Source organism: Sphaerimonospora sp. CA-214678, assembly GCF_050942215.1.
GTDB lineage: Bacteria > Actinomycetota > Actinomycetes > Streptosporangiales > Streptosporangiaceae > Sphaerimonospora.
Genome location: NZ_CP192056.1, coordinates 4,668,877 through 4,693,325, shown reverse-complemented (window position 1 = coordinate 4,693,325; position 24,449 = coordinate 4,668,877). Strand labels below are relative to the sequence as shown.

At 70.9% G+C, this 24,449-nt stretch carries 23 protein-coding genes; 19 read left to right on the top strand and 4 right to left on the bottom strand.

The genetic code is table 11. From position 1 onward, the window contains the following. Positions 1 to 217 precede the first annotated feature (217 nt). From ACQP1K_RS21030 to ACQP1K_RS21020, 3 genes are all read left to right on the top strand, one after another. Positions 218 to 988, top strand: a complete 771-nt coding sequence (locus ACQP1K_RS21030) for a GntR family transcriptional regulator (protein ID WP_433497418.1) — start codon at positions 218 to 220, stop codon at positions 986 to 988. Positions 989 to 1,248: 260 nt separating this feature from the next. After that, the gene (locus ACQP1K_RS21025) at positions 1,249 to 1,893 is read left to right on the top strand and encodes a GNAT family N-acetyltransferase (protein ID WP_433497417.1); all 645 of its coding nucleotides are present in this window, start codon (positions 1,249 to 1,251) and stop codon (positions 1,891 to 1,893) included. A 72-nt stretch (positions 1,894 to 1,965) separates the two neighbouring features. Continuing rightward, entirely contained in the window at positions 1,966 to 2,664 is a 699-nt protein-coding gene (locus ACQP1K_RS21020; protein ID WP_433497416.1) for a copper homeostasis protein CutC, read from the top strand. Positions 2,665 to 2,680: 16 nt separating this feature from the next. Here ACQP1K_RS21020 and ACQP1K_RS21015 read toward each other — a convergent pair whose 3' ends face one another. Beyond that, a complete protein-coding gene (locus ACQP1K_RS21015) occupies positions 2,681 to 3,871 on the bottom strand; it encodes a DUF6986 family protein (RefSeq protein ID WP_433497415.1) in 1,191 nt (396 codons plus the stop codon). Between the two features lie 89 nt (positions 3,872 to 3,960). Next, positions 3,961 to 5,283, bottom strand: a complete 1,323-nt coding sequence (locus tag ACQP1K_RS21010) for an FAD-dependent oxidoreductase (protein WP_433501606.1) — start codon at positions 5,281 to 5,283, stop codon at positions 3,961 to 3,963. A 171-nt stretch (positions 5,284 to 5,454) separates the two neighbouring features. Here ACQP1K_RS21010 and ACQP1K_RS21005 point away from each other — a divergent pair, with 171 nt between their 5' ends. Both ACQP1K_RS21005 and ACQP1K_RS21000 read left to right on the top strand, forming a co-directional pair. Beyond that, positions 5,455 to 6,009, top strand: coding sequence for a hypothetical protein (locus ACQP1K_RS21005; protein WP_433497414.1), 555 nt, complete (start codon positions 5,455 to 5,457; stop codon positions 6,007 to 6,009). Positions 6,010 to 6,165: 156 nt separating this feature from the next. Continuing rightward, a complete protein-coding gene (locus ACQP1K_RS21000) occupies positions 6,166 to 7,920 on the top strand; it encodes a proline--tRNA ligase (RefSeq protein ID WP_433497413.1) in 1,755 nt (584 codons plus the stop codon). 41 nt (positions 7,921 to 7,961) lie between these two features. Here the strand turns inward: ACQP1K_RS21000 and ACQP1K_RS20995 are convergent, their stop codons facing one another. Next, complete coding sequence (locus tag ACQP1K_RS20995; RefSeq protein WP_433497412.1) at positions 7,962 to 8,513, bottom strand: ferritin-like domain-containing protein; 552 nt, start codon at positions 8,511 to 8,513, stop codon at positions 7,962 to 7,964. Next, positions 8,506 to 9,021 carry a hypothetical protein gene (locus tag ACQP1K_RS20990; protein ID WP_433497411.1) on the bottom strand — a complete coding sequence of 172 codons (516 nt, stop codon included), beginning with the start codon at positions 9,019 to 9,021 and terminating at the stop codon, positions 8,506 to 8,508. The genes ACQP1K_RS20995 and ACQP1K_RS20990 overlap by 8 nt, the downstream gene beginning before the upstream one ends. Positions 9,022 to 9,291: 270 nt before the next feature. On the opposite strand from ACQP1K_RS20990, the gene rimP reads away from it, so the two are divergent. The 14 genes from rimP to ACQP1K_RS20920 all read left to right on the top strand — a co-directional run bounded on the left by rimP (position 9,292) and on the right by ACQP1K_RS20920 (position 24,429). Then, on the top strand, positions 9,292 to 9,792 hold the full coding sequence (gene rimP / locus ACQP1K_RS20985; protein ID WP_433497410.1) for a ribosome maturation factor RimP: 501 nt from the start codon (positions 9,292 to 9,294) through the stop codon (positions 9,790 to 9,792). 23 nt (positions 9,793 to 9,815) lie between these two features. Next, positions 9,816 to 10,805: a transcription termination factor NusA gene (nusA, locus tag ACQP1K_RS20980; RefSeq protein ID WP_433497409.1), complete on the top strand. Its 990-nt coding sequence runs from the start codon at positions 9,816 to 9,818 to the stop codon at positions 10,803 to 10,805. Continuing rightward, positions 10,759 to 11,082 (top strand): YlxR family protein, encoded by a 324-nt coding sequence (locus tag ACQP1K_RS20975; RefSeq protein ID WP_433497408.1) that lies wholly within the window; start codon positions 10,759 to 10,761, stop codon positions 11,080 to 11,082. The genes nusA and ACQP1K_RS20975 overlap by 47 nt, the downstream gene beginning before the upstream one ends. A 191-nt stretch (positions 11,083 to 11,273) precedes the next feature. After that, positions 11,274 to 14,387, top strand: a complete 3,114-nt coding sequence (gene infB / locus ACQP1K_RS20970; RefSeq protein ID WP_433497407.1) for a translation initiation factor IF-2 — start codon at positions 11,274 to 11,276, stop codon at positions 14,385 to 14,387. 67 nt (positions 14,388 to 14,454) lie between these two features. After that, entirely contained in the window at positions 14,455 to 14,754 is a 300-nt protein-coding gene (locus ACQP1K_RS20965; RefSeq protein ID WP_433497406.1) for a DUF503 domain-containing protein, read from the top strand. A 49-nt stretch (positions 14,755 to 14,803) separates the two neighbouring features. Then, a complete protein-coding gene (rbfA, locus tag ACQP1K_RS20960) occupies positions 14,804 to 15,289 on the top strand; it encodes a 30S ribosome-binding factor RbfA (protein ID WP_433497405.1) in 486 nt (161 codons plus the stop codon). Continuing rightward, the gene (locus ACQP1K_RS20955; protein ID WP_433497404.1) at positions 15,286 to 16,296 is read left to right on the top strand and encodes a DHH family phosphoesterase; all 1,011 of its coding nucleotides are present in this window, start codon (positions 15,286 to 15,288) and stop codon (positions 16,294 to 16,296) included. Before rbfA ends, ACQP1K_RS20955 begins: the two co-directional genes overlap by 4 nt. Positions 16,297 to 16,417: 121 nt before the next feature. Then, on the top strand, positions 16,418 to 17,341 hold the full coding sequence (gene truB, locus ACQP1K_RS20950) for a tRNA pseudouridine(55) synthase TruB (protein WP_433497403.1): 924 nt from the start codon (positions 16,418 to 16,420) through the stop codon (positions 17,339 to 17,341). Between the two features lie 75 nt (positions 17,342 to 17,416). Beyond that, positions 17,417 to 18,361 carry a bifunctional riboflavin kinase/FAD synthetase gene (locus tag ACQP1K_RS20945; protein WP_433501605.1) on the top strand — a complete coding sequence of 315 codons (945 nt, stop codon included), beginning with the start codon at positions 17,417 to 17,419 and terminating at the stop codon, positions 18,359 to 18,361. A gap of 219 nt (positions 18,362 to 18,580) precedes the next feature. After that, positions 18,581 to 18,850 carry a 30S ribosomal protein S15 gene (rpsO, locus tag ACQP1K_RS20940; RefSeq protein ID WP_055481646.1) on the top strand — a complete coding sequence of 90 codons (270 nt, stop codon included), beginning with the start codon at positions 18,581 to 18,583 and terminating at the stop codon, positions 18,848 to 18,850. A 386-nt stretch (positions 18,851 to 19,236) separates the two neighbouring features. Beyond that, complete coding sequence (locus ACQP1K_RS20935; RefSeq protein ID WP_433497402.1) at positions 19,237 to 21,540, top strand: polyribonucleotide nucleotidyltransferase; 2,304 nt, start codon at positions 19,237 to 19,239, stop codon at positions 21,538 to 21,540. After that, positions 21,537 to 22,856 (top strand): M16 family metallopeptidase, encoded by a 1,320-nt coding sequence (locus ACQP1K_RS20930; RefSeq protein ID WP_433497401.1) that lies wholly within the window; start codon positions 21,537 to 21,539, stop codon positions 22,854 to 22,856. The genes ACQP1K_RS20935 and ACQP1K_RS20930 overlap by 4 nt, the downstream gene beginning before the upstream one ends. A gap of 131 nt (positions 22,857 to 22,987) precedes the next feature. Then, positions 22,988 to 23,725, top strand: coding sequence for a 4-hydroxy-tetrahydrodipicolinate reductase (gene dapB / locus ACQP1K_RS20925; protein WP_433497400.1), 738 nt, complete (start codon positions 22,988 to 22,990; stop codon positions 23,723 to 23,725). A gap of 344 nt (positions 23,726 to 24,069) precedes the next feature. After that, a complete protein-coding gene (locus ACQP1K_RS20920; protein ID WP_433497399.1) occupies positions 24,070 to 24,429 on the top strand; it encodes a hypothetical protein in 360 nt (119 codons plus the stop codon). Positions 24,430 to 24,449 lie beyond the last annotated feature (20 nt).

Genomic DNA, 24,449 nt, shown 5'->3' with positions numbered 1-24,449 from the left:
CCGCCAGGACGCGCTCCGCTCCGGTCGGGGGCCTCGACCTCGGCGAGGGTTGAGGTCGAAGCCCCGATCGACCGTGCGGAGTCGGTGACATACCCAATGGATGGATTTGTACCAACGTTTGGATAATCGCGGTCCCGCGCGCTCCGGTCAAGGGGTTGTTCCCCGTCAGAGGGAGATCGTCTAGATTTGTTGGAACAAAAGGTGGGATTGAGGAAAGATGGCACGGTCGTCGCTCTATCAGCAGGTGGCCGCCGAGGTGCGGCGGGCCATCTACACCGGCGAACTCGCGCCAGGCGACCAGATCCCGACCGAGGCCGACCTCATGGAGGCGCACGGCGTCAGCCGCAACACCGTGAGGCTGGCCCTGGGGGAGCTGGAGAACGAGGGCCTCATCCTGCGGATGCGCCGTCGTGGAACGTTCGTACGCGAGCGCCGCCCCCTGCTCATGCGTCCCCAGGACGAGTTCCCGTCACGCGACCAGGAGGTCGAGCGCCGCCTCGACTCGTTCGTGCACGCGGTGACGGCCGAGGGCAGGGAGCCCGACCAGAACATCGAGGTGTCCATCGTCGAACCCCCCGAGGACGTCGCCACGCGGCTCGCCCTCGCCGACGGGGCCCTGGCGGTCGTCCGGCGCCGGCTGCGGTTCGTGGACGGCCAGCCGTACAACACCAACGACTCCTACTTCCCCCTCGACCTGGTGGCGGACTCGGAGATCGCCCGGCCCGGGAACATCACCCGCGGAGCGAACCGGGTCCTGGAGGAGCTCGGCCACCCGCAGACGAGGGTCGTCGACGACATCTCGGCGCGGATGCCCACCTCCGACGAGACGCTGCGGCTGCGGCTGGAGCCCGGCACGCCCGTCATCGTCCATGTCCGGGTCGGTTACGACGGGGAGGAGACGCCGGTGCGGGTCGCCGTTTCCGTGCTCCCCGCCGACAAGCACCTGATCCGATACGAGCTGGAACGTCAGTCGGCTTCTCGGCCGTAACCGACCGAGCCGGCAGCTCCCCACCGTCGATGGCCTCGGCGGCCCGATCCGCTTACGACGGCGAGGTCCACCGCCCGGCGCGGCATGCGGCGCCGGGTGACCGGCCGTTCTCCCACGCACCGGGCGGGGCGTCCGCGCCGCCGGTCCCGAACCAGAGGGGGCCGCCCCGTGCGCCCGCGCCCATCCCGACGATCATCGCGCCGCAATTCCGTCACCCTGTGTAATCGCGACGACTCTCTCAGCATCGAAAGGACTTCACCATGCCCGTGAACACCCTGAGCCTGCCCGCCAGGTCCACGCTCAGTCCCCGCCGCGCCATGCCGGACGACCTGCGGGCGGTGCTCGCGCTACTGGCCGAGACCGCCCGCTGGCTGCACTCGCGCGGCTTACGGCAGTGGCCGGCGGAGGGTTTCCCCGCAGGACGGATCGAACCGCTCATCGCGACCGGCGCCATGTACGTGCTGGACGACGACGTGAACGGCGGCCTGGCGGCCACCATGGCCCTCGACGGTCACGCCGACCCCGAGTTCTGGCGGCCCGCCGACAACCCGGGAGACGCGTTGTACGTCCACAAGCTCGCCGTCGGCCGGGTCCACTCCGGCGAGGGACTGGGCGAGGCCCTGCTCGACTGGGCGGCGCTGCGCGCCGGCGTCCTCGGCCGCCCGTGGCTGCGGCTCGACTGCGCCAAGGACAACACGCGGCTGCAGGCGTACTACCGGGACGCCGGATTCCGGCACGTGCGCACCGTCGACCTGCCGCATCGGGCCTCGGGAGCGCTGTTCGAGCGCCGGACCTCGACTGTTCCCTCCCCGCGTGGGGCCGCGGGACCGGTCATCGAACGCCTGTTGAAGCACACGCGGTCGCACCGCGGCTCGCTGATGACATCAATCATCACAAGAAGTTGATACTGCACCGAATGGGACAGATGTCGGCTGATGCCATATGACGCCGCAAATGGACCCGATACTGTTCGATTCATGACCGGATCGCTCCTCGAAGTGATCGCGCTGGACGTGCGCGACGCCGTGGCCGCCGAGGCGGGTGGCGCGGACCGCCTGGAGATCGTGTCGGACATGGACTCCGGCGGGCTCACCCCCTCGGCGGAAACCGTCGCGGCCATCGCGCGGAAGTGCAACCTGCCGCAGATGGTCATGCTGCGATCAGGGGCCGGTTTCACCGCCACCCCCGAGACGCTGGACCGGCTGCGCCGGCACGTGAAGGAGCTGTCCCACGCGGGCGCGGCCGGTTTCGTCTTCGGGTTCCTGACCGGGGACGGCGCGGTGGACCTCGCGGCGACCGAGGCGCTGATCCACGCGGTCGCCCCGCTGCCGTGGACGTTCCACCGGGCGGTCGACCACGCCGCCGACGTGCGGGCGGCCTGGCGTGCCGTACGCCTGCTGCCGAACCTCGCCACCGTGCTGACGTCGGGCTCGGCCCAGGGCGTCGGCGCCGGGCTGGGCGTGTTACGCGCCCGGGCCGAGGCCGGGGACGGGCCGCTGGTGCTGGCCGGGGGAGGACTCGGGAAGGAGCACGTGCCCGTGCTGCTCGACTACGGCATCCGCGCCTTCCACGTCGGCAGTGCCGTACGGGACCCGGGCGCAGCGGGAGACCCCTGGAGCGGCCCGGTCGACCCCGCCCGGGTGCGCGACTGGCGCCGCCTCGTCGACCAGGCCTGAGGAGACCGGCCGGCCGTCAGCCGAGCGCGTGGTCGGCCCGTGCCAGCGCGGCGACGAGGGTCTTGATCGTGGCGGGCTCCTCCAGCACGCCGCCGGCCGTCCGGCTGCGGTCCTCCCATGCGCGCACCCGCTCGACGTAGTCCTCGTATCGGGCGAGGTGGAACGCGTACACGGTAGCGAAGCGGCTGATGAGATGGGACGGATGCATGTCCCAGCCCTGGTAGAAGCCGTTCGACAGCGAATGCCGCACCAGGGCGGCGTGCCTGCTCAGGAGCGCGCGCACGTCGGCGGCCGCGTCCGAGGCCGGCGCTGCGGCGAGCGAGCCGTCGCACAGCTCGACACCGGTCCCGGCCAGCGTGGTCTGCATGACGTGCCGGGCGTGGTCGCAGGCGGGGTGGTCGAGACGCTGCTCATGGGGCGGCAGCCCCAGCGAGGCGGTGTAGTCGAAGACCCCGAAGTGCGCGGCGGCCAGCCGTCCGCCGAGAGAGGGCACGAGATCGGCGGACCGCTGCAGCAGCAGCACGGTCTGCGCGGCCTCCACCTGCATCTCGAAGCGCAGCGTGCCGGGTGCGAGCGGCAGCGCCGCCTCCAGGGCCTCCAGGCACCGGGCGAACCGCCCGAGGTGATCCTCCATGAGCACCTTCGGGAGAGTGACCGTGAACCCGGGAGGCAGTCCGCCGGCCCGTCCGATCACGGTGGTGAGGAAGCCGTCCAGCGTCCGGACCGGCCGGTGCGGGTCGCCGTCGGCGAACGACTTGATCCGCACGCCCCACCGCCGGGGCAGATCGCCCGCCTCGTGCATCGCGGCCACGGCCGCGGCCGAGCTCACGGCGTGCCCGTCCTCCTCCTCGGGCGGGCGCTGGCCGTACCCGTCCTCGAAGTCGATGCGCAGATCCTCGATCGGCTCGCTCGACAGCTTCCTGCGGAGCCGATCGTGCACGGGCCTGGCCAGGTCGGGCTCGCATTCGAACAGCCCGGCCAGATCGGCGGGGGTGAACAGATGCCGGTGCAGGAGATCGGTCGCCGCGTGCCCCCACTCGATCACGGTGGTCGCCGTCACCCTGTCCGCCGGGACGTAGACGGTGTGCACCGGCTGCCAGGCGGTCTCGCGTACGGGAAACCGCTCGGTCTGCTCCCGGTGCGTCTCCGCGTACCCGTCCAGCAGTCTCTCCGGTAGTCCGCCCGGCCCTGTCAGCGTCGTCTCCATGCGGATGATCCTGTTACATCGGCGCCGGGGACGTCGCACGACATGCCAGGACGGGCCCGGGGGCGGATGGCCGGCCCCCGGGCCGCAGGTCACGAGACGGGGCGGGACAGGCGGCCGCAGGCGGCGAGCATGGCGGCCCGGCCGACGAGCTTGACCCGCTCGCCCCGGTCCAGGTCAGCGGCGAGCCCGGCCTCGGCCGCCTCGATCGCGAGCCAGTCCGCATAGGTGACGGGGACGACGCCCCGGGCGGCCAGGACGTCGTCGAGCCGCCGCCGCGCCGTGCCGGGAGCGGTGCCGGCGAGCAGGGTGCGCACGGTCTCGGCGGCGTCGGACTTGTTGGTCCCGATGACGCCGGTCGGCCCGCGCTTCAGCCATCCCGAGACGTACTGGCGGTCCGACACCTTCCCCGCGACGTTGGGGACGGTCATCGACGCGGCGTCGAAGGGCACCCCGGCGAGCGGCACGCTCTGGTATCCCACCGACCGCACGACCATCCCGGCCGGAATCGTCTCGAACTCGCCGGTGCCCACCACGCGGCCACCCTCCAGGCGGGTCCGCTCCAGGCGTACGCCCTCGACCCGCGAGTCGCCGAGGATCTCCACAGGACGCAGCCAGAAGCGCAGGTCCAGCCGTCGCGGCCGCCCCGAGGGCACCCGCTCCGACCACGACCGCAGCACGTCCACGTTTCCCTTGATCTGCCGCGAGAGCGGAGCGAGGTCCTCCGGCTCGACCTTGACCTCGCCGGGCACCGTCAGCACATCCGCGTTGGGCAGCTCGCCGAGCTCGCGCAGCTCCTTCAGCGTGAACTTGGCGTGCTCGGGACCCCGGCGGCCGACCATGTGGATCCGCCGGACCCGCGAGGCGGCCAGCCGGTCGAGCACGTCCTGCGGCACGTCGGTGTCGCGCAGCTCGCCGGCGGTCTTCGCCATGATGCGCGCGACGTCCACGGCGACGTTGCCGACCCCGATGACGACGACCTCCTCCACGTCGAGGGAGAACGCGTCCGGGGGGACGTCGGGATGCCCGCAGTACCAGTTGACGAAGTCGGTGGCGGCGACGCTGCCCGGCAGATCCTCGCCGGGGATCCCCAGACGCCGGTCGACCATCGCCCCCGTGCAGTAGACGACCGCGTCGTAACACGACATCAGATCGTCGACAGAGACGTCAGAGCCCAGTTCGATCCCGCCGAGGAAGCGCACCCCCGGCGACTCCAGCACTCGCCGCAGGTAGCCGGCGATGGACTTGATGGACGTGTGGTCGGGCGCCACTCCGTACCGGACGAGTCCGTACGGTGTGGGCAGCCGCTCCAGAACGTCCACCTCGACCGGGCCGGGGCACTGCTTTATCAGGGCTTCCGCCGTGTAGATCCCGGCGGGACCCGACCCGACGATCGCGACGCGCAGTGTCACTATGACCTCCACAAACCGGCGTCCTACGAGGGATTCTTCATCATCGGGCCGGGCTCCTGCCAGGGCAACCCGGCGCGCTCGATCGGCGGCCCGATTTCAAGACCGTGAGTGGTGGAGCTAAAAGAGGGGGAAAACCGGGGGGTGGGGCGAAGCGGCATTGACACCCTCCCGGACATGAGCGGACCGCACGGTGGACGGGAAGACGGTACGGCACCGGCACGGTGCCCCGAGGCCGACCGGCGGTGCCGGGGCGAGAGGGCGCCGGACGAGGTCCGCGCGCCCGATGCCCGGCGGCACGAGGCGCTGGGCCGGGTGATGGCCACGCTGGCGGACGAGACGGAGATGCTGGAGGCCTGCCGCGACCTCGCCTGGTGGCGGGGAGCCGATCATTCGTGGCACGTCGAGTGGCGCGACGGGCCCCGTGCCGCCGAGGTCGCCGAGCTGCTCGTCGAGCGGATCACCGGACCGGAGCACGCGGTTCCCCTGGCCGGCCTGACGGGGCCCGCCACGGCGTCGACCGCGACGCTCGACGTCATCGGCGTGAGTTTCGCGCTGCTGGCCATCGATCCGGTGGGCATGGACCGGCTGCGCGCCCGCCCGGGCCTGTGGCGGTTGTCGGCGGCGCTCGACGGCGTCACGGGGAACGGCGGCGGCACCGGGAGCAGGGCGGCGGGACGGTCGCGAGGCGGCGGGGCCCGGCGGTGCTGGGAGGAACTGCTCGGCGGCTGACCCGGGGTCGCGGCGCGTCCTGCGGGCGGTGAGGCGGAGCGACCCGGCCCGGAAGTCGATAACCTTGGGTCACATCATCTTCGCCTCGGCTCTCACGCCGTCTCCGGGAAGATCGAGGAGATACCGCGCGAGACCTCTCACGAGCAAGGAGTAGCCGTGCTACTGCGTATGTCGACCCTGTTCCTACGCACGCTGCGTGAGGATCCGGCGGACGCGGAAGTGCCGAGCCACAAGCTGCTCGTGCGCGCCGGGTACATCCGCCGGGTCGCGCCCGGCATCTACTCCTGGCTGCCGCTCGGCAAGATCGTCCTGGAGAACGTCACCCGGGTCGTGCGCGAGGAGATGAACCGGATGGGCGCCCAGGAGGTGCACTTCCCCGCGCTGCTGCCCCGCGACTACTACGAGCCCACCGGCCGCTGGACCGAGTACGGCGACACGCTGTTCCGGCTGAAGGACCGCAAGGGCGCCGACTATCTGCTCGGGCCGACCCACGAGGAGATGTTCACCGACATGGTCAAGGGGGAGTACTCCTCCTACAAGGACTATCCGGTGACCCTCTACCAGATCCAGACGAAGTACCGCGACGAGGCCCGGCCCAGGGCGGGCATCCTCCGCGGTCGCGAGTTCGTCATGAAGGACTCCTACTCCTTCGACCTGGACGACGACGGGCTGAAGCGCTCCTACGAGATGCACAGGGACGCCTACATCCGGATCTTCGACCGGCTCGGCATCGACTACCGGATCTGCTTCGCGATGTCCGGCGCGATGGGCGGCTCGGCCTCCGAGGAGTTCCTCGCGCCCTGCCCGACCGGGGAGGACGCGTTCGTGTCCTGCCACGACTGCGGGTACGCCGCCAACGCCGAGGCCGTCGTCACCCCCGCGCCGCCGGCCGTCACCGCGTCGCAGCCGCCCGTCCGGATCATGGACACGCCCGGCACCTCGACCATCGAGTCGCTGGTCGCCTACGTCAACGAGCGGTTCGGCCTCGGGATCACCGCGGCGGACACGCTCAAGAACATCGTGGTGAAGGTTCGTACGCCCGGATCCGACGAGATCAAGCCGCTGGTCATCGGCGTCCCCGGTGATCGCGAGGTCGACTTCAAGCGCCTGGAGGCGGCCCTGTCGCCCGGCGTCCCGGAGATCTTCGAGGCGGAGGACTTCGCCCGGTACCCGGGGCTCGTACGCGGCTACATCGGGCCGCAGGTGCTCAAGGCGCTCGGCATCACCTACCTGGTGGACCCCCGCGTGGTCGACGGCTCCGCGTGGGTGACGGGCGCGAACCTGCACGGCAAGCACGCCGCCCATGTGGTCGCCGGCCGGGACTTCGAGCCCGACGGCACGATCGAGGCGGCGGAGGTGCGCGCCGGGGACGCCTGCCCCCGCTGCGGTCAGCCCCTGTCCATCGACCGCGGCATCGAGATCGGCCACATCTTCCAGCTCGGCCGCAAGTACGCCGACGCGGCCGGGCTCGACGCACTCGGACCCGACGGCAAGCCCATCCGGATCACGATGGGCTCGTACGGCGTCGGCGTCTCCCGGGCGGTGGCCGTGCTCGCCGAGCAGCGCCACGACGGGCTCGGCCTGGTGTGGCCCCGCGAGGTGGCCCCGGTCGACGTCCACATCGTCGGCACCGGCAAGGAGAACCAGATCGAGGTCGCCAGCGGTCTCGCCGAGGAGATGGAGGCGCGCGGCCTGCGGGTCATGGTCGACGACCGCTCCGGGGTGTCGCCCGGCGTCAAGTTCAAGGACGCCGAGCTGCTCGGCATGCCGACCATCCTGATCGTCGGCCGCGGGCTGGCCCAGGGGGTCGTGGAGCTGCGCGACCGGGTGAGCGGGACGAAGGAGGAGGTCCCCGTCGGGGAGGCCGTCGACCGCGTCCTGCTCGCCTGCCGCCCCACCCCTCAGGCGTGATCTCCCGGCCTCCCCGGTGCTTTCCCCGGAGGGCCGGCCGTTCAGCCGTTCGGCTTTGACGGGGACGGGGACGGCGTGCCCCCGGCTGCCGGGGCGCCGGGTTCCGCCCGGCCGGGCATGCCGGGGAACGCGCTGATCGACGGCTGCCAGCCGTACGCCCGGGTGGCGCACTCCTGGGCGGCCAGCGCGGCGAGCCGGCGCAGCGACGGGTCGCGGTCGGCGGCGAGCTCCAGGTAGGCGGTGATCAGGCGCCCCTCCACGAGCACGGCCAGGCGGACCGCGTCGGCCGGGGTCCGCACCTCGAACGGCAGGCGGTAGGCGGGCCCGGGCTCCGCCGGCGACCCGCTCCGCCGCGAGATCAGCGAGCGGAGCTGGTCGCGCCGCGCTCGATGGGCGTCGAACCCGCCCGCGGCCAGCGAGCGGAGCCTGCCCGCGGTCTTCCCGCCGATCACCCCGTAGGCGTACACGGCGGCGTACTCGGCCGCCAGTGCCCGGGTGAGGGCGTCGCCCGAGCCGGCCGTGGCAGCGGCGACGGCCGGTTCTGTGCTGGCCGGTTCTGTTCTGGTCGGTCGTGCGATGGCCGGGTCAGACACGCAGGCTCCCGAGCGCGACGGCGTGTACGGCCTCGCACGCGCCGATGCTGGCCAGCAGTTGCGCGAGGACGGGGGAGGCACCGGCCATCTGGCGTGGCCGCGCTGCCGCAGCCCGGCGTTCGGCGTCGCGGAGCCTGCCGACCGGCACGGGTTTCTCCGCGGGCGCGGACCCCTCTGCCGGCGAGGGGGATCCCGCCGAGGGCGAGGACGCGCCAGGAGACGAGGGGCCGGTCTCCGCACCGGCAGGCAGCAGTTCGCGCAGGGCCGCCAGATGGGCGACGTGCCGTTGCCGGAACGGTTCGAGCGCGGCGGCCGTCCCGGCAGAACCGAGAGCGGCCCGCTGGTAGAGCGCGACCAGCCGCTCCTTGTCGCCGATCAGCGAGCCCAGCAGCACCGCCTGAGGGTCCGGCGGCTTCGGCGCGGGCGGTTCGGACGAATCGGACGAGCAGCCGGCGGCGGTGACGGCCAGTCCCGCCGCCGTGGCGCTCAGCAGCACGCGCCTGGTCACGCGTGCTCCGCCGCTCCGTTCCACGACCAAGTCCTCCGCCGATTTCTTTTCCGTCCGTCTACGCCGCCGAGCCGGCATCCCCTCGTGGGCGCACCCGGCCCGGCCGACGTCGTCGTAGCATCGTACGGCGCGCCGCCCATAAGTCACCGCTCGGTGATGATGGTCGGGCCCGTGTCGGCTCGCCGTTCGGGCATGGCGCTATTTCCGTCCCGTGATGTCGATAGGCTGTTGGCACATCGGGCGAGGTACACCAGTGAAGGGGAGGTCGACATGGGCGGAGACCCTCGACGCGGCCGTCTGGTGGAGCTGCTCGGCCCGGTGGTCGCCGAGAAAGGGCTCGACCTGGAGGACGTGAAGATCGTCCCGGCGGGCAGGCGGCGGCTCGTACGCGTGATCGTGGACCGCGACGGCGGCGTCACACTGGACGACGTGGCCGAGGTGAGCCAGACGGTCTCCAAGCGGCTGGACGAGTCGGACGCTCTCGGCACGGGGCCGTACGTCCTGGAGGTCAGCTCCCCCGGAGTGGACAGGCCGTTGACCGAGCCGCGCCACTGGCGCCGGGCACGAACCCGGCTGGTGAAGGCGGAGATGCGGGACGGCACGACCGTGGAAGGGCGCGTGACCGGGACGGACGAGTCCGGCGTGGAGCTGGACGGGACGCGCCGCATCGCGTTCGACGAGCTGATCCGCGGCCGGGTGCAGGTGGAGTTCAACCGGCCGGCCGGTCCCGACGACGGTTACGACATCGACGACATCGACGACGAGGGCTAAGGGGGAGCCTTGTGGACATTGACATGAGCGTCCTGCGCAGCCTGGAGCGGGAGAAGGACATCTCCTTCGACCTGGTCGTCAAGGCGATCGAGGACGCGCTCCTGATCGCGTATTTCCGGACCGAGGGCGCGGCGCCGAAGGCTCGGGCCGAGCTCGACCGCGTCTCCGGCCACGTCAGCATCTGGGCCGCCGAGCTCGATGAGAACGGCGAGGTCGCCAGGGAGTACGACGACACCCCGGGCAATTTCAGCCGGATCGCCGCCACGACCGCCAAGCAGGTGATCCTCCAGCAGCTCCGTGACGCCGAGGACGAGATCAATTTCGGCGAGTTCGCCAGCCGCGAGGGTGAGCTGGTAGCCGGAATCATCCAGCAGGGCAAGGACCCCAGGGTCGTGCTGGTCGACCTGGGCAAGATCGAGGCGATCCTCCCGCACAACGAGCAGGTCCCCGGTGAGGAGTACCAGCACGGGGAACGCATCCGCTGCTACGTGGTCCAGGTCAAGAAGGGACCGAAGGGCCCCTCGGTCACCCTGTCGCGTACGCATCCCAACCTGGTGAAGAAGCTCTTCGCGCTGGAGGTGCCCGAGATCGCCGACGGCACCGTGGAGATCGCCGCCATCGCCCGCGAGGCCGGTCACCGCACCAAGATCGCGGTCAGGTCCCGCAGGCCGGGTGTGAACGCCAAGGGCGCATGCATCGGCCCGATGGGATCCCGGGTGCGGAACGTGATGACCGAACTGCACGGCGAGAAGATCGACATCATCGACTGGTCGGAGGATCCGGCGGAGTTCGTCGGGAATGCCCTGTCGCCCGCGCGTGTTTCCCGAGTCGAGGTAATCGACCCCAACGGCCGGATGGCCCGGGTCACCGTGCCCGACTACCAGTTGTCGCTGGCGATCGGCAAGGAGGGGCAGAACGCCCGCCTCGCCGCGCGGCTCACCGGCTGGCGCATCGACATTCGCCCGGATGTCCAGGAGGCACCGGCAGATCCCGCTGATGCGTCGGCACGGTAAGCTGGAATATGGTTGCCAGGCAGCCCCGTTGAGAACGTGCGTGGGTTGCCGGGTTCGCACGGCAAAGTCCGAGTTGCTCCGCCTGGTGGTGGTCGAGGGCGTCGTCATCCCGGATCCGGGAGGACGGCTCCCGGGACGTGGTGCGTCACTGCACCCGTCCCCGCGCTGTCTGGAGCTCGCCGAGCGCCGCCGGGCGTTCCCTCGTGCGTTTCGCGCACAGGGATCGCTCGATCTGAGTGCTCTGCGGGTTCACCTGGAGGGGCTCGACGTCGGATAGCGCCGGGTGAACGGTTACCGTTCGGCTTCGGTCACCCGGGGCCGGGCACGAAGAAATCGTCAAGTAGGACGCCGAGTTGATGGGCGGAGTCAGATTGCCATGAGCGCCTGATGAGCACGCGGCGATGAGTACGTTCAGTTAGCGACGGTCCGGCGGCACTGCAAGGCTCCCGGACCGAGTTAGGGAGTGCAGTGGCGAAGGTCCGGGTATACGAGCTCGCCAAGGAGTTCGGGGTCGAGAGCAAGGTCGTGATGGCCAAGCTCACCGAGATGGGCGAGTTCGTGAGGTCGGCGTCTTCCACGATCGAGGCGCCGGTCGTCCGTAAGCTGACAGAGGCGTTCGGTAAGGGCGACGCCTCCAAGGGCGGCGGCAGGCCGTCCCCACGTCCGGCGCAGCCGAAGCCTGCGCCGAGGCCGGCGGAGAGTCCGGCCGGTGGCGGCGCGTCGCAGGCGCCGTCCCCCTTCAAGCCGACAGGCGCGGCCCAGTCCGGGGGCGCGGCCCAGCCGGCGGACACCGCGGCGAGACCGGTTCCGAAGCCCGGCCCGCGCCCGGCCCCGCGGCCGGTTCCGATGCCTCATCCGACTCATCAGGCCCCGCAGCCCGAGGCCGCGCGTCCTGAGCCCGCCCGTCCGCGCGCGCCGCGCCCGGACGCCCCGCGTCCCGAGGCTCCCCGCCCCGAGGCGCAGCGTCCGGCGGCGGCGTCCGGCCCGCGTCCGGGTCCGGCGGTGCCCAAGCCGGGTCCCCGGCCCGGCCCGCGTCCGGGTGCGCCGTCCGGTGGCGGTACGCCGGGAGGCGGCGCGCCGCGCACCGGTGCGCCCAAGCCGGGTCCCCGTGGCCCGCGTCCGGGCAACAACCCGTTCTCCTCGAACGCCAGCGGCATGGGGCAGCGTCCCGCGCGGCCGGGCCGTGACGGCGGCGAACGGGGAGACCGGTCCGGCGGCGACCGCGGTCCCCGCGAGCCCCGCCGCGATGGAGCGAGGGACGGCGCCATTCCGCGTCCGCCCACCGCTCGTTCCGGCGCTCCGGGTGCGGGAGGGCCTCGTCCGGGTCCCGCCGGTCCGCGCCCGGGTCCGGGCATGGGCGGTCCGCGTCCCGGTCCCGGCGCAGGCGGTCCGCGTCCCGGCGGTCCGCGTCCCAACCCGATGATGATGCCGCAGGGTCGTCCGGCGGCCCCGGGCGGTCGTCCGGGCGCAGGTGGCCGTCCCGCTCCCGGTGGCGCGGGTCGTCCCGGTGGCGGTGGCCGTCCCGGCGGTGGGTTCGGCGGTCCCCGGCCGGGTGCCGGCGCAGGCCGTCCCGGTGGCGCCGGCGGCGGGCCGGGTGGCGGTGGCGGCGGGTTCGCCGGCCGTCCCGGTGGCGGCGGCCGCGGCCGCGGTGGTGGTACGGCGGGCGCGTTCGGACGTCCGGGCGGTCGTCCGGCCCGTGGCCGTAAGTCGAAGCGCCAGCGGCGTCAAGAGTTCGACAACATGCAGGCGCCGTCGATCGGCGGCGTGCAGGTCCCGCGTGGCGGCGGGCAGACGATCCGCCTTCCGCGCGGCGCGTCCCTGTCCGACTTCGCCGACCGGATCGGCGCTAACCCCGCCTCGCTTGTGCAGATCATGCTGCACCTGGGCGAGATGGTGACCGCGACCCAGTCGGTCAACGAGGAGACCCTGCAGCTTCTCGGCGCCGAGCTGGACTACAACGTCCAGGTCGTCAGCCCCGAGGAGGAGGACCGGGAGCTGCTCGAGTCCTTCAAGATCGAGTTTGGTGAGGATGAGGGCGACGAGGCCGACCTCGCGCCGCGTCCGCCGGTCGTGACCGTCATGGGCCACGTCGACCACGGTAAGACGAGGACCCTCGACGCGATCCGGCACACCAACGTCGCGGCCCGCGAGGCCGGCGGCATCACCCAGCACATCGGCGCCTACCAGGTGTCGACCACGCATGAGGGCGAGCAGCGGAAGGTCACCTTCATCGACACCCCGGGTCACGAGGCGTTCACCGCCATGCGTGCCCGCGGTGCGAAGGCCACCGACATCGCGGTGCTCGTGGTCGCGGCCGACGACGGTGTGAAGCCGCAGACGATCGAGGCGCTCAACCACGCCCAGGCGGCCGACGTGCCGGTCGTCGTCGCGGTCAACAAGATCGACAAGGAGGGCGCCGACCCGACCAAGGTCCGGGCGCAGCTCACCGAGTACGGCCTGGTGGCCGAGGAGTTCGGCGGTTCCACGCTGTTCGTGGACATCTCCGCCAAGCAGGGCATCGGCATCGACAGCCTGCTCGAGGCCATCCTGCTGACCGCGGACGCCGAGCTCGACCTGCGGGCCAACCCGGACATGGACGCCCAGGGCCTGGCCATCGAGGCGCACCTGGACAAGGGCCGCGGTCCCGTGGCCACCGTCCTCGTGCAGCGCGGCACGCTCCGGGTCGGCGACTCGATCGTCTGCGGCGAGGCCTTCGGCCGCGTCCGCGCGATGCTGGACGACAACGGCAAGCCGGTCGAAGAGGCCGATCCGTCGCGTCCGGTCCTGGTGCTCGGTCTGACCGCGGTCCCGCGCGCGGGCGACAACTTCATCGTCGTGACCGACGACCGGATGGCCCGCCAGATCGCCCAGCAGCGGGCGGCCCGGCAGCGCATCGCCGACATGGCCAAGTCCGGCCGTCGCCGCACCCTCGAGGAGCTGTTCAAGGACCTCGAGAAGGGCCAGGTCAACGAGCTCAAGCTCATCATCAAGGGTGACGTCTCCGGTTCGGTCGAGGCCCTTGAGGACGCGCTGCTCAAGATCGACGTCGGCGAGGAGGTCAGCCTCCGCGTGCTGCACCGCGCGGTGGGCGCCATCACCGAGTACGACGTCAACCTGGCGATGGCCGACGACAACGCGGTCATCATCGGCTTCAACGTGCGACCCGAGGTGCGGGCGCGCGACCTGGCCGAGCGCGAGGGCGTCGACATCCGGTACTACTCGGTCATCTACCAGGCGATCGAGGAGATCGAGGCGGCCCTCAAGGGCATGCTGAAGCCGGAGTTCGAGGAGGTCCGTACGGGCACCGCCGAGATCCGCGAGATCTTCAAGGTCCCGAAGATCGGCAACGTGGCCGGTTCCGTGGTCCGCTCGGGCACGATCACCCGCAACAGCAAGGCCCGTCTCATCCGCGACGGCGTCGTCGTGGCCGACAACCTGACCGTCTCGTCGCTGCGCCGGTTCAAGGACGACGCGACCGAGGTCCGAGAGGGCTTCGAGTGCGGTATCGGCATCGGCTACAGCGACCTCAAGATCGAGGACGTCATCGAGACGTTCGAGATGCGGGAGAAGCCGCGCGTCTGACGTGCGTTCCGCCGCCCCCGTGCCATCACGGGGGCGGCGGCCGGACGTCGCACGCGGCAAGACATCCATGTACATTGGGGCACTTACTCTGGACATCCTGCTCGGCGACGTGCGTTCGCTGAAGCAGAAGCGGTCCGTGATCCGCCCGCTGATCGCGGAACTGCAGCGGCGCTTCCCCGGCGTCGCGGTGGCCGAGACCGGCCACCTCGATCTGCACCGCCGAGCGGAGATCGGCATCGCGGTGGTCTCGGCATCGGCCGCGAACTGCGACGCTGTGCTCGGTTCGTGCGAGCGCCTGGTCGCCTTCCACCCCGAGATCGAGCTGCTGTCGGTACGGCAGCGGCTCTTCAACGACCACGAGGAATAAGCCGGCCGAGCCGGCGCGTCAGCCGTACAGTGAACGAGGGAGCGTGAGCATGGACGCAGCGCGCGCCAGAAAGCTGGCCGACCGCATCCAGCAGGTCGTCGCCGAGATGCTGGAGCGACGGATCAAGGATCCGCGGCTCGGGTTCGTCACGGTGACCGACGCGCGGATCACCGCCGACCTGGGGGACGCGACGGTCTATTACACGGTCTTCGGCTCGGAGGCCGAGCGGGCCGCGACCGCCACCGCGCTGGAGAGCGCCAAGGGGATCATCCGGTCCGAGGTCGGACGGCAGACCGGATTGCGGCACACCCCGACGCTCACGTTCGTCCACGACCCGCTGCCCGACAGCGCCCGTCACATGGACGACCTGTTCGCGGCGGCGCGGGCCAGGGACGCGGAGATCGCCAGGCAGGCCGAGAGCGCCCAGTTCGCCGGGGACGCCGACCCCTACCGGTTCGACGAGGAGCTGGCCGGCGAGTCCGACGCCGACGAGGACAGTGAGGACGAACCCTCGGCGGGGCACCGGGCGAGGTGACGACGATCGACACCACCATCGGGGCCGCGGACTGGGAGCGGGCGATCGAGCTGGTCCGCGCTGCCGACCGCGTCGCGCTCGCGTGCCATGTCTCCCCCGATGGAGACGCCCTCGGCTCGATGCTCGGCTTCGGCCTCGCGCTGGCCGGGAGCGGGAAGAAGGTGGTCGCGTCGTTCGGCGACCGCTGCTTCGCCGTACCACGCCTGCTGCGGTTCCTGCCCGGTCAGGAACTGCTGGTGGAGCCGGCGGCCTACCCGGCCGAGCCGGATCTGATGCTCACGTTCGACGCCTCCACCATGGAGCGGCTCGGCCTGCTCGCCCCCAGCGCGGGCAGAGCCGGCGAACTGATCGTGATCGACCACCACGTGTCCAACACCGGGTTCGGATCGCTGCACCTGGTCGATCCCTCGGCCGCGGCCACCGCCGTCCTGACCGAGGAGCTCATCCACCGGCTGTCCCTGCCGGTCGGCAGGGACGTGGCGACGTGCCTCTACACGGGTTTGGTGACCGACACGGGCTCCTTCCGCTATTCGGCGACGACCCCGGCGGCGCACGCGATGGCGGGGCGGCTCATCGCCGCCGGGATCAGACCCGACGAGATCGCCAGGGAACTGTGGGACCGCTCGCCGTTCGCCTATCTGCGGTTGCTCGGCGCGGCGCTCGGCCGGGTCGCGCTCGACCGGTCGGCGGCGGCCGGCCACGGACTCGTCTGGACCTACGTCACCCACGCCGACCGGGTGCTCGACGGCCTGCCGTACGACGAGGTGGAGGGTGTGATCGACGTCATCCGCCGGGTCGACGAGGCGGACGTGGCCGTGGTGCTCAAGGAGGACGACGAGGGGATCTGGAACGTCTCCACCCGCTCGAAGGGCGCGGTCGACGTGGGCCGGGCCTGCGTCGAGCTGGGCGGCGGCGGTCACAGCCGCGCGGCCGGCTTCTCCTCCAGGCTCCCCCCGCAGGAGACGATCGCCTCCCTGCGCTCGCTCCTCGCCCCCACCCCGCAGTGACCTCGCCAGGTCTCGCCGGTGAGGTCGCCCGAGGTCCCCGCGCCGCCGATCCCGCGGAAACCCGCCGGGGTGCAGCTCGACCGGCATGTCTCACGTTCCCGATCTCGCATTGGACCCGTTCATGAGTACGGCAAGGCCCCGCAGAACTCCGCCGCCGAGCGGGCTGATCATCGTGGACAAGCCCGCTGACTGGACCTCGCACGACGTCGTCGGCAAGATGCGCGGCATCGCCGGGACCCGCAAGGTGGGCCACGCCGGCACGCTCGACCCGATGGCCACCGGCGTGCTCGTCGTCGGCGTGGAGAAGGCCACCCGTCTCCTCGGGCACCTCGCGCTGACGGAGAAGGTCTACGAGGCCACGATCCGGCTCGGCATGACCACCAATACCGACGACGCCGAGGGGGAGATCATCGCGGTCACCCCCGCCGGTCGGGTGACGGCGGAGGAGGTGCACCGGGGCGTCGCCGCGCTCACGGGGAAGATCATGCAGGTCCCCCCGCAGGTGAGCGCGATCAAGGTCAACGGTGAACGGGCCTACAAGCGGGCCAGGGCCGGCGAGGAGGTCGAGCTCGCCGCCAGGCCGGTCACCGTCAGCGAGTTCGCGGTCGCCGCGATCCGCCGGACCCGCGTGGAGACCGCCGACGACACCACGGAAGTCGTGGACGTCGACGCCACCGTCACCTGCTCCAGTGGGACCTACATCCGGGCGCTGGCCCGGGACCTCGGCGCCGCCCTCGGGGTCGGCGGCCACCTCACCCGCCTCCGGCGCATCCGGGTCGGACCGTACGGCCTGGCCTCGGCCCGGACGATCGACGAGCTCGCCAGGGAGTGCGTGATCATGCCGATCGCGGAGGCCGTGGCCGCCGCGTTCCCCCGCAGGGACGTGACGGCACAGGACGCCAGGCTGGTCGCGCACGGCGGTCGCCTGCCCGCGGCAGGGCTCGGACCCGGCCCCGTCGGGGTCTTCGGTCCGGAGGGCACGCTGCTCGCCCTGGTCGAGGAACGCGGTGGCACGGCCAGGCCCCTGGTGGTTTTCGCGCCCTGACATCAATGCACGCTCAGCGGCATGGCAGTCTTGTCTACTGCCGGTTTGCCGAGCCGTACAGGAATCGAGGTCGAAGTGCAGAGCTGGCACGGACTGGGTGACGTCCCCGAGGACTGGGGCAGGTCCGTCGTCACGATCGGCGTGTTCGACGGCGTACACCTCGGTCATCAGCGGATGGTGACGCAGACGGTGGGCATGGCCCGTGAACTCGGTCTTCCCGCGGTCGTCGTCACCTTCGACCCGCATCCGGACGAGGTCGTCCGGCCGGGCACCCACCCGCTGCGGCTCACCACGCTGCACCGGCAGGCCGAGTTGCTCGCCGCACTGGGCGTCGACGCGGTGTGCGTGCTGCCGTTCACGCTGGAGTTCTCGCGGATGTCACCCGACGAGTTCGTGCAGACGGCCCTGGTGGACCGGCTGCACGCGGCGGGGGTCGTGGTGGGGGAGAACTTCCGCTTCGGGCACAAGGCCTCCGGTGACGTGGAGACGTTGCGTACGCTGGGGGAGAAGTACGACTTCGTCGCGGTCGGCGTGCCGCTGGTCAGCGACGGCGGCACCATTTCCTCCACGTTCATCCGGGAACGACTGACCGCAGGCGACGTCGCGAGCGCCGCCGCGGCGCTGGGGCGTCCGCATCGGGTCGAGGGCGTGGTCGTCCGCGGTCACCAGCGAGGCCGGGCGCTCGGTTTCCCCACGGCGAACGTCGAGTCGCCGCCGTTCACCGCCATTCCGGCCGAGGGCGTCTACGCCGGCTGGCTGCAGTGCGTCGAGGCGTCCTCGGAGCCGGCGGGGCAGCGCTGGCCGGCCGCCATCTCCATCGGGACGAACCCGACATTCGACGGGGTGGAGCGCACGGTCGAGGCGTACGCGCTGGACCGGGACGACCTGGACCTCTATGGCGTGCATGTGGCGGTCGACTTCGCCGAGCGGCTCCGGGACACGCTGCGGTTCGACTCGGTCGAGGCGTTGATCGAGCAGATGCACCGGGACGTCGCCCGCGCCCGCGAGGTCACGGCCTGACGGCCGGCGGCGGCCCGCCCTCGACGGGGCGTGGGCCCGTGCCGGGGTTGTGCGGGGTGCCGCGACTCGGTGGTAGCCTTGCAAGTCAGCCATGTTCGGGTGCTGTCATGTCCGACGGGCATGGCGGGCCACCGGGCCGGCCGGTCACGGCGACTGTAGGCACGCACGGTCGTTCGCGGGCTCCGATGTCGTGCGTGCCTCTCACCAGAAGGAGAAACAGTGTCGCTCGACGCGACCACCACCAAGGCCATCATCGGCGAGTACGCCACCGGCGAGGGAGACACCGGCTCCCCGGAGGTTCAGATCGCACTGCTGAGCAAGCGCATCAGTGATCTGACCGAGCACCTGAAGGTCCACAAGCACGACCACCACAGCCGCCGGGGGCTGCTTCTGCTGGTCGGCCGTCGCCGCCGGCTGCTGAAGTACCTGCAGGCGAAGGACATCGCCCGCTACCGGTCCCTCATCGAGCGTCTTGGCCTGCGCCGATAATGTGGAAAGGAGCGGCGATCCTTCGTCGCTCCTTTCTCATGGCGGGCCACAATGGGTCCGGCAGGACGACCGCCCAGCGCGAGCGGCCACGGCGAGAGGCCGGAGCGAACGCCGCGCGCCGGCGGAACTTGTGACATAACTGAATAGCCGAGGGGAGGGCAGGCATGTCGGCCTGCCCCACCCGACAGACAAGCCCCGCGTCCGAACGTAAGCCGCATGCATGATCCCGCGGCGTGAGAGGGCCGGTCCTCGGTAGTGGCCCCCGGTCGGTACGGCACAGCCGTACGGAAGGAACCGGGCGCTTCGATCGAAGACCGGCACTGCACCTTAACGGGGAGCCCGGCATTGAGAGGACGCGGGAGACCGACCGAACAAGGAGGTCCCCCGTGGAGGGTGTCCACAGTACGGAAGCCGTTGTCGACAACGGCTCATTCGGCACGCGTACGATCCGGTTCGAGACCGGGCGCCTCGCCCGGCAGGCGGCCGGCAGCTCGGTGGCGTACCTGGACGACGAGACGATGGTCCTGTCCGCCACCACCGCGTCCAAGCATCCCAAGGAGAGCCTGGACTTCTTCCCGCTCACCGTCGACGTGGAGGAGCGGATGTACGCGGCGGGCCGGATCCCCGGCTCGTTCTTCCGCCGCGAAGGCAGGCCGTCGGAGGACGCGATCCTCACCTGCCGCCTGATCGACCGGCCGCTGCGCCCGTCCTTCGTCAAGGGTCTGCGCAACGAGATCCAGATCGTGGCGACGGTGATGGCGCTGCACCCGGACCATCTGTACGACGTCGTCGCGATCAACGCGGCGAGCATGTCGACCCAGCTCGCCGGGCTGCCGTTCTCCGGCCCGATCGGCGGTGTCCGCGTCGCGCTGATCCAGGGACAGTGGGTGGCGTTCCCGACCCACAGCGAGCTGGAGGGCGCGACCTTCGACATGGTGGTCGCCGGCCGCGTCCTGCCGGACGGCGATGTGGCGATCATGATGGTCGAGGCGGAGTCCACCCGGGACACGCTCAAGCTGGTCGCCGAGGGCGCCGTCGCTCCCAACGAGGAGGTCGTGGCCCAGGGCCTGGAGGCGGCCAAGCCGTTCATCAAGGTGCTGTGCGAGGCGCAGGCCAAGCTGGCCGAGGTCGCCGGGAAGGAGACCGCCGAGTACCCGATCTTCCTGGACTACCAGGAGGACGCTCTCGAGGCCGTCACCGCCGCTGTGCGCAGCGAGCTCGCCTCGGCGCTGACCATCGCCGGCAAGCAGGAGCGCGAGCTCGAGATCGATCGGGTCAAGGCCCTCGCCGCCGAGAAGCTGCTGCCCGACTTCGAGGGGCGCGAGAAGGAACTCGGCGCGGCCTTCCGCTCGCTGACCAAGAGCCTCATGCGCGAGCGGGTGCTCAGGGAGGGCATCCGGATCGACGGCCGTGGTTCCAAGGACATCCGGCAGCTCAGCGCCGAGGTCCACGTGGTGCCGCGGGTGCACGGTTCGGCCCTGTTCGAGCGGGGTGAGACGCAGATCCTCGGCATCACCACGCTGAACATGCTGCGCATGGAGCAGATGATCGACACGCTCAATCCCGAGCGGACCAAGCGTTACATGCACAACTACAACTTCCCGCCGTACTCCACCGGAGAGGTCGGCCGGGTCGGCTCGCCGAAGCGGCGCGAGATCGGCCACGGCGCGCTGGCCGAGCGCGCGCTGCTGCCGGTGCTGCCCTCGCGTGAGGAGTTCCCGTACGCCATCCGGCAGGTGTCCGAGGCGCTCGGGTCCAACGGCTCCACCTCGATGGGGTCGGTCTGCGCCTCCACCATGTCGCTGCTCGACGCCGGCGTGCCGCTCAAGGAGATGGTGGCCGGCATCGCCATGGGCCTCATCGGTGAGGGCGATCAGTATGTGACGCTCACCGACATCCTCGGCGCCGAGGACGCCATGGGCGACATGGACTTCAAGGTCGCCGGCACGAAGGACCTGATCACCGCGCTGCAGCTCGACACCAAGCTCGACGGCATCCCGGCCCATGTGCTCGCCGCCGCGCTGAAGCAGGCGAGGGGCGCACGCCTGGCGATCCTCGACGTGATGCAGGAGGCCATCGACGCTCCGGCGGAGATGAACCCGACCGCGCCGCGGATCATCACGATCAAGGTGCCGGTCGACAAGATCGGCGAGGTCATCGGCCCGAAGGGCAAGATGATCAACCAGATCCAGGACGACACCGGCGCCGAGATCACGATCGAGGACGACGGGACGATCTACATCGGGGCCACGGACGGGCCCTCGGCGGAGGCGGCCCGGTCGCTGATCAACGGCATAGCGAACCCGCACATGCCGGAGGTCGGCGAGCGTTACCTGGGCACGGTCGTGAAGATCGCCGCCTTCGGCGCGTTCGTGTCGCTGCTGCCCGGCAAGGACGGCCTGCTGCACGTCTCCCAGATCCGCAAGCTGCACGGCGGCAGGCGGATAGAGAACGTCGAGGACGTCATGAACGTCGGTGAGAAGATCCAGGTGGAGATCGCCGAGATCGACTCCCGGGGCAAGCTCTCCCTGGTGCCGGTCGAGGTCGTCGAGAAGGAGGCCGCGGAGCGTGCCGCCTCCGGGAACGGCGAGGACGCCGGCGACGTGGAGGACGCCGCGCCGCAGGAGGAGCAGCGGACGCCGCGCCGTCGCAGCCGTACCCGGTCCGGACGGGACGACCGCAACTCGTGACGACCACAACTCTGTATCCAGGCAAGGACGGAGTCGGGGTCATCCGCCGCACCGTCCTGCCCGGTGGGCTCCGCGTGGTGACCGAGACGATGCCGACCGTCCGCAGCGTCGCGGTCGGCATGTGGGTCGGCATCGGGTCGCGGGACGAGGCCCCCGAGCACATGGGGGCCACCCACTTCCTGGAGCACCTGCTGTTCAAGGGCACCCCCACGCGGGACGCAATGGAGATCTCCGCGTCCATCGAGGGCATCGGCGGTGAGATCAACGCCTTCACGGCCAAGGAGTACACCTGCTATTACGCCAGGGTGCTCGACGAGGATCTCCCGCTGGCGATCGACGTGCTCGCCGACGTCGTCACCTCCTCTCTGATCACCGCCGAGGACGTGGAGTCCGAGCGCGGCGTGATCCTGGAGGAGATCGCCATGCACGACGACGACCCGTCCGATGTGGTGCACGAGCAGTTCTCGGCCGAGCTGTACGGCGACACGCCGATCGGACGGCCGATTCTCGGCAACGAGGAATCGATCAACGCGCTCACCCGCGACCGCATACACGAGTACTACCAGCGCTACTATCTGCCGCCCCGGACCGTGGTCTCGGTCGCGGGCAACGTGAGCCACGAGCGGGTGGTCGCCCTGGTGGCCGCCGCCTACGAGCGCGCGGGCGCGTTGAACGGCGCGACGGGCGGGGCGCGGCCGGCGTCGCCGCGCGTCGGCGGCCCGGGAGTGGGGTCGCGCTCCGGCGTCCGGGTGATCGACCGGCCGACGGAGCAGGCCAACCTGGTGCTCGGCGGCACCGGCGTCTCCCGGACCGACGATCGCAGGTTCGCCCTGGGCGTGCTGAACGCCGCCCTGGGCGGCGGGATGTCGTCGCGGCTGTTCCAGGAGATCAGGGAGAAGCGCGGCCTCGCCTACAGCGTGTACAGCTTCACGGCGCAGTACGCCGACACCGGCCAGTTCGGCATCTACGTCGGCTGCCTGCCGTCCAAGATCGACGATGTGCTGAAGATCTGCCGGGACGAGGTGGCCAGGGTGGTGACCGAGGGCATCTCGGAAGAGGAGATCATCCGGGGCAAGGGACAGATGCGCGGCGGGCTCGTGCTCGGGCTGGAGGACACCGGCTCGCGCATGTCCCGCATCGGCAAGAGCGAACTGGTGTACGAGGAGCTCATGTCGGTGGACGAGGTGCTCGCCCGGATCGAGGCGGTGACCGCGCGGGACATCGCCGACGTCGCCCTCGACGTGCTCAACCGCCCGCTCACCCTTGCCGTGATCGGGCCGTACGAGGGCAAGGACTTCGGTTTCGCGATCGCCTGAGCGGGACCGGGTCCACAGGGGCCGCGCGGGTCTCACCCGCGCGGCTCTGCTCGTCTCCCACCCGTCGCTCGCGTGGGAGACCGGCCACGCCCTGCGGCTGTCCCGCCCGGCCGGGCTATAGCCTTGGGCGCGTGATTAAGGTCGGTGTTCTGGGCGCCCGCGGGCGCGTCGGGGTGGAAGTCTGCAAGGCCGTGCACGCGGCCGATGATCTGGAGTTGGTGGCGGCCGTCGACAAGGACGACCCGCTGGAGTCGTTGACGAAGGCCGAGGTGGTGGTCGACTTCACCCACCCCGACGTCGTGATGGGGAACCTGCGGTGGTGCATCGACCACGGCATCCACACCGTCGTGGGCACCACTGGCTTCGACACGGAACGGTTGGACCAGGTGCGCGGCCTGCTCGCCGCCAATCCCGGGACCAACTCGCTGATCGCGCCCAACTTCGGGATCGCGGCGGTGCTGATGATGCACTTCGCGGCGCAGGCGGCGAAGTACTTCGAGTCCGTCGAGATCGTGGAGCTCCACCACCCCAACAAGGCGGATGCCCCCTCGGGTACGGCTCGTCGTACCGCCGAGCTGGTGGCCGAGGCGCGCAGGGAGGCGGGCCTCGGTCCGGGTCCCGATGCCACCACCTCTCAGCTCGACGGCGCCCGCGGCGCGAGCGTCGACGGCGTACACGTGCACGCCGTACGGCTGGCCGGCCTGATCGCTCATCAGGAGGTCATTCTTGGCGGCGAGGGGGAGATCCTCACCATCCGGCACGACACCATGAATCGCGCGTCCTTCACGCCTGGGGTCCTGCTCGGGGTGCGGCGGGTGCGGGAACTCGACGGTCTCACCGTGGGGCTGGAGCGACTTCTCGACCTGTAGGCCGCGCGTGAGCCCGGGGCAGACGTTCTTCCGGAAGCCGTTGGTGTGGGGAGCCCGTTCGACCGGCCTCAACCGGCTCCACCGGACGCCCTTTCCATCGTCAAACGGTCGTCTTGGGCGTTTCCGCTGCCATATTCGCAGCTCAGGTGGGGGGTCGCGGCTTCAGGAGGGCTGGCCGGACTCCCAGGTCCATAAACGTCATCCACCGGGTTGAAGTCCGTCCACAGAACCGTTTTCTGTGGCTCGCGGTCCTCCTCGTTTCCGGCAGGGTTGTCGCGGACCGCCGCCCCGGCGGTCCGTGAGACGACAACCCTCCGGAGAAAGGCATGGCTACCATGGCCCCCATGGACTTCGAGGAGCGCATCACCGGGCTCGAGATCGACGTTCAGTCGATCAAGATCCTGGTCGGCGCCGTCGACAACAAAGTCGAGCGTGTGCGGCTGGACCTGCAGCATGCCCAAGGCGCCAACGTGCGCATGATGCAGGCGCTGCGCGACGACATCGTGGACTTCCGCACGAGCGTGGACGCTCGTTTCGAAAAGGTGGACTTCCGCTTCGGCGAGGTGAGTGCTCAGTTCGCCGCGGTGAACGCCCGGTTCGACAAGGTCGACTCCCGGTTCGACAAGGTCGACGCTCGCTTCGACGAGGTGATGGTGCTCCTCAAGCAACTGGCGTCGGGATCCGCAGGGACGGTTCGAGGCTGACGGTCACTCACGGTACGGCT

Excerpts from the sequence above, each read along its gene's own strand:
- ACQP1K_RS21030 (WP_433497418.1), top strand. The coding sequence starts at position 218 with ATGGCACGGTCGTCGCTCTATCAGCAGGTGGCCGCCGAGGTGCGGCGG.
- ACQP1K_RS21025 (WP_433497417.1), top strand. The coding sequence starts at position 1,249 with ATGCCCGTGAACACCCTGAGCCTGCCCGCCAGGTCCACGCTCAGTCCC.
- ACQP1K_RS21020 (WP_433497416.1), top strand. The coding sequence starts at position 1,966 with ATGACCGGATCGCTCCTCGAAGTGATCGCGCTGGACGTGCGCGACGCC.
- ACQP1K_RS21015 (WP_433497415.1), bottom strand. The coding sequence starts at position 3,871 with ATGGAGACGACGCTGACAGGGCCGGGCGGACTACCGGAGAGACTGCTG.
- ACQP1K_RS21005 (WP_433497414.1), top strand. The coding sequence starts at position 5,455 with ATGAGCGGACCGCACGGTGGACGGGAAGACGGTACGGCACCGGCACGG.
- rimP (WP_433497410.1), top strand. The coding sequence starts at position 9,292 with ATGGGCGGAGACCCTCGACGCGGCCGTCTGGTGGAGCTGCTCGGCCCG.
- nusA (WP_433497409.1), top strand. The coding sequence starts at position 9,816 with ATGAGCGTCCTGCGCAGCCTGGAGCGGGAGAAGGACATCTCCTTCGAC.
- ACQP1K_RS20975 (WP_433497408.1), top strand. The coding sequence starts at position 10,759 with ATGTCCAGGAGGCACCGGCAGATCCCGCTGATGCGTCGGCACGGTAAG.
- ACQP1K_RS20965 (WP_433497406.1), top strand. The coding sequence starts at position 14,455 with ATGTACATTGGGGCACTTACTCTGGACATCCTGCTCGGCGACGTGCGT.
- rbfA (WP_433497405.1), top strand. The coding sequence starts at position 14,804 with ATGGACGCAGCGCGCGCCAGAAAGCTGGCCGACCGCATCCAGCAGGTC.
- truB (WP_433497403.1), top strand. The coding sequence starts at position 16,418 with ATGAGTACGGCAAGGCCCCGCAGAACTCCGCCGCCGAGCGGGCTGATC.
- ACQP1K_RS20920 (WP_433497399.1), top strand. The coding sequence starts at position 24,070 with ATGGACTTCGAGGAGCGCATCACCGGGCTCGAGATCGACGTTCAGTCG.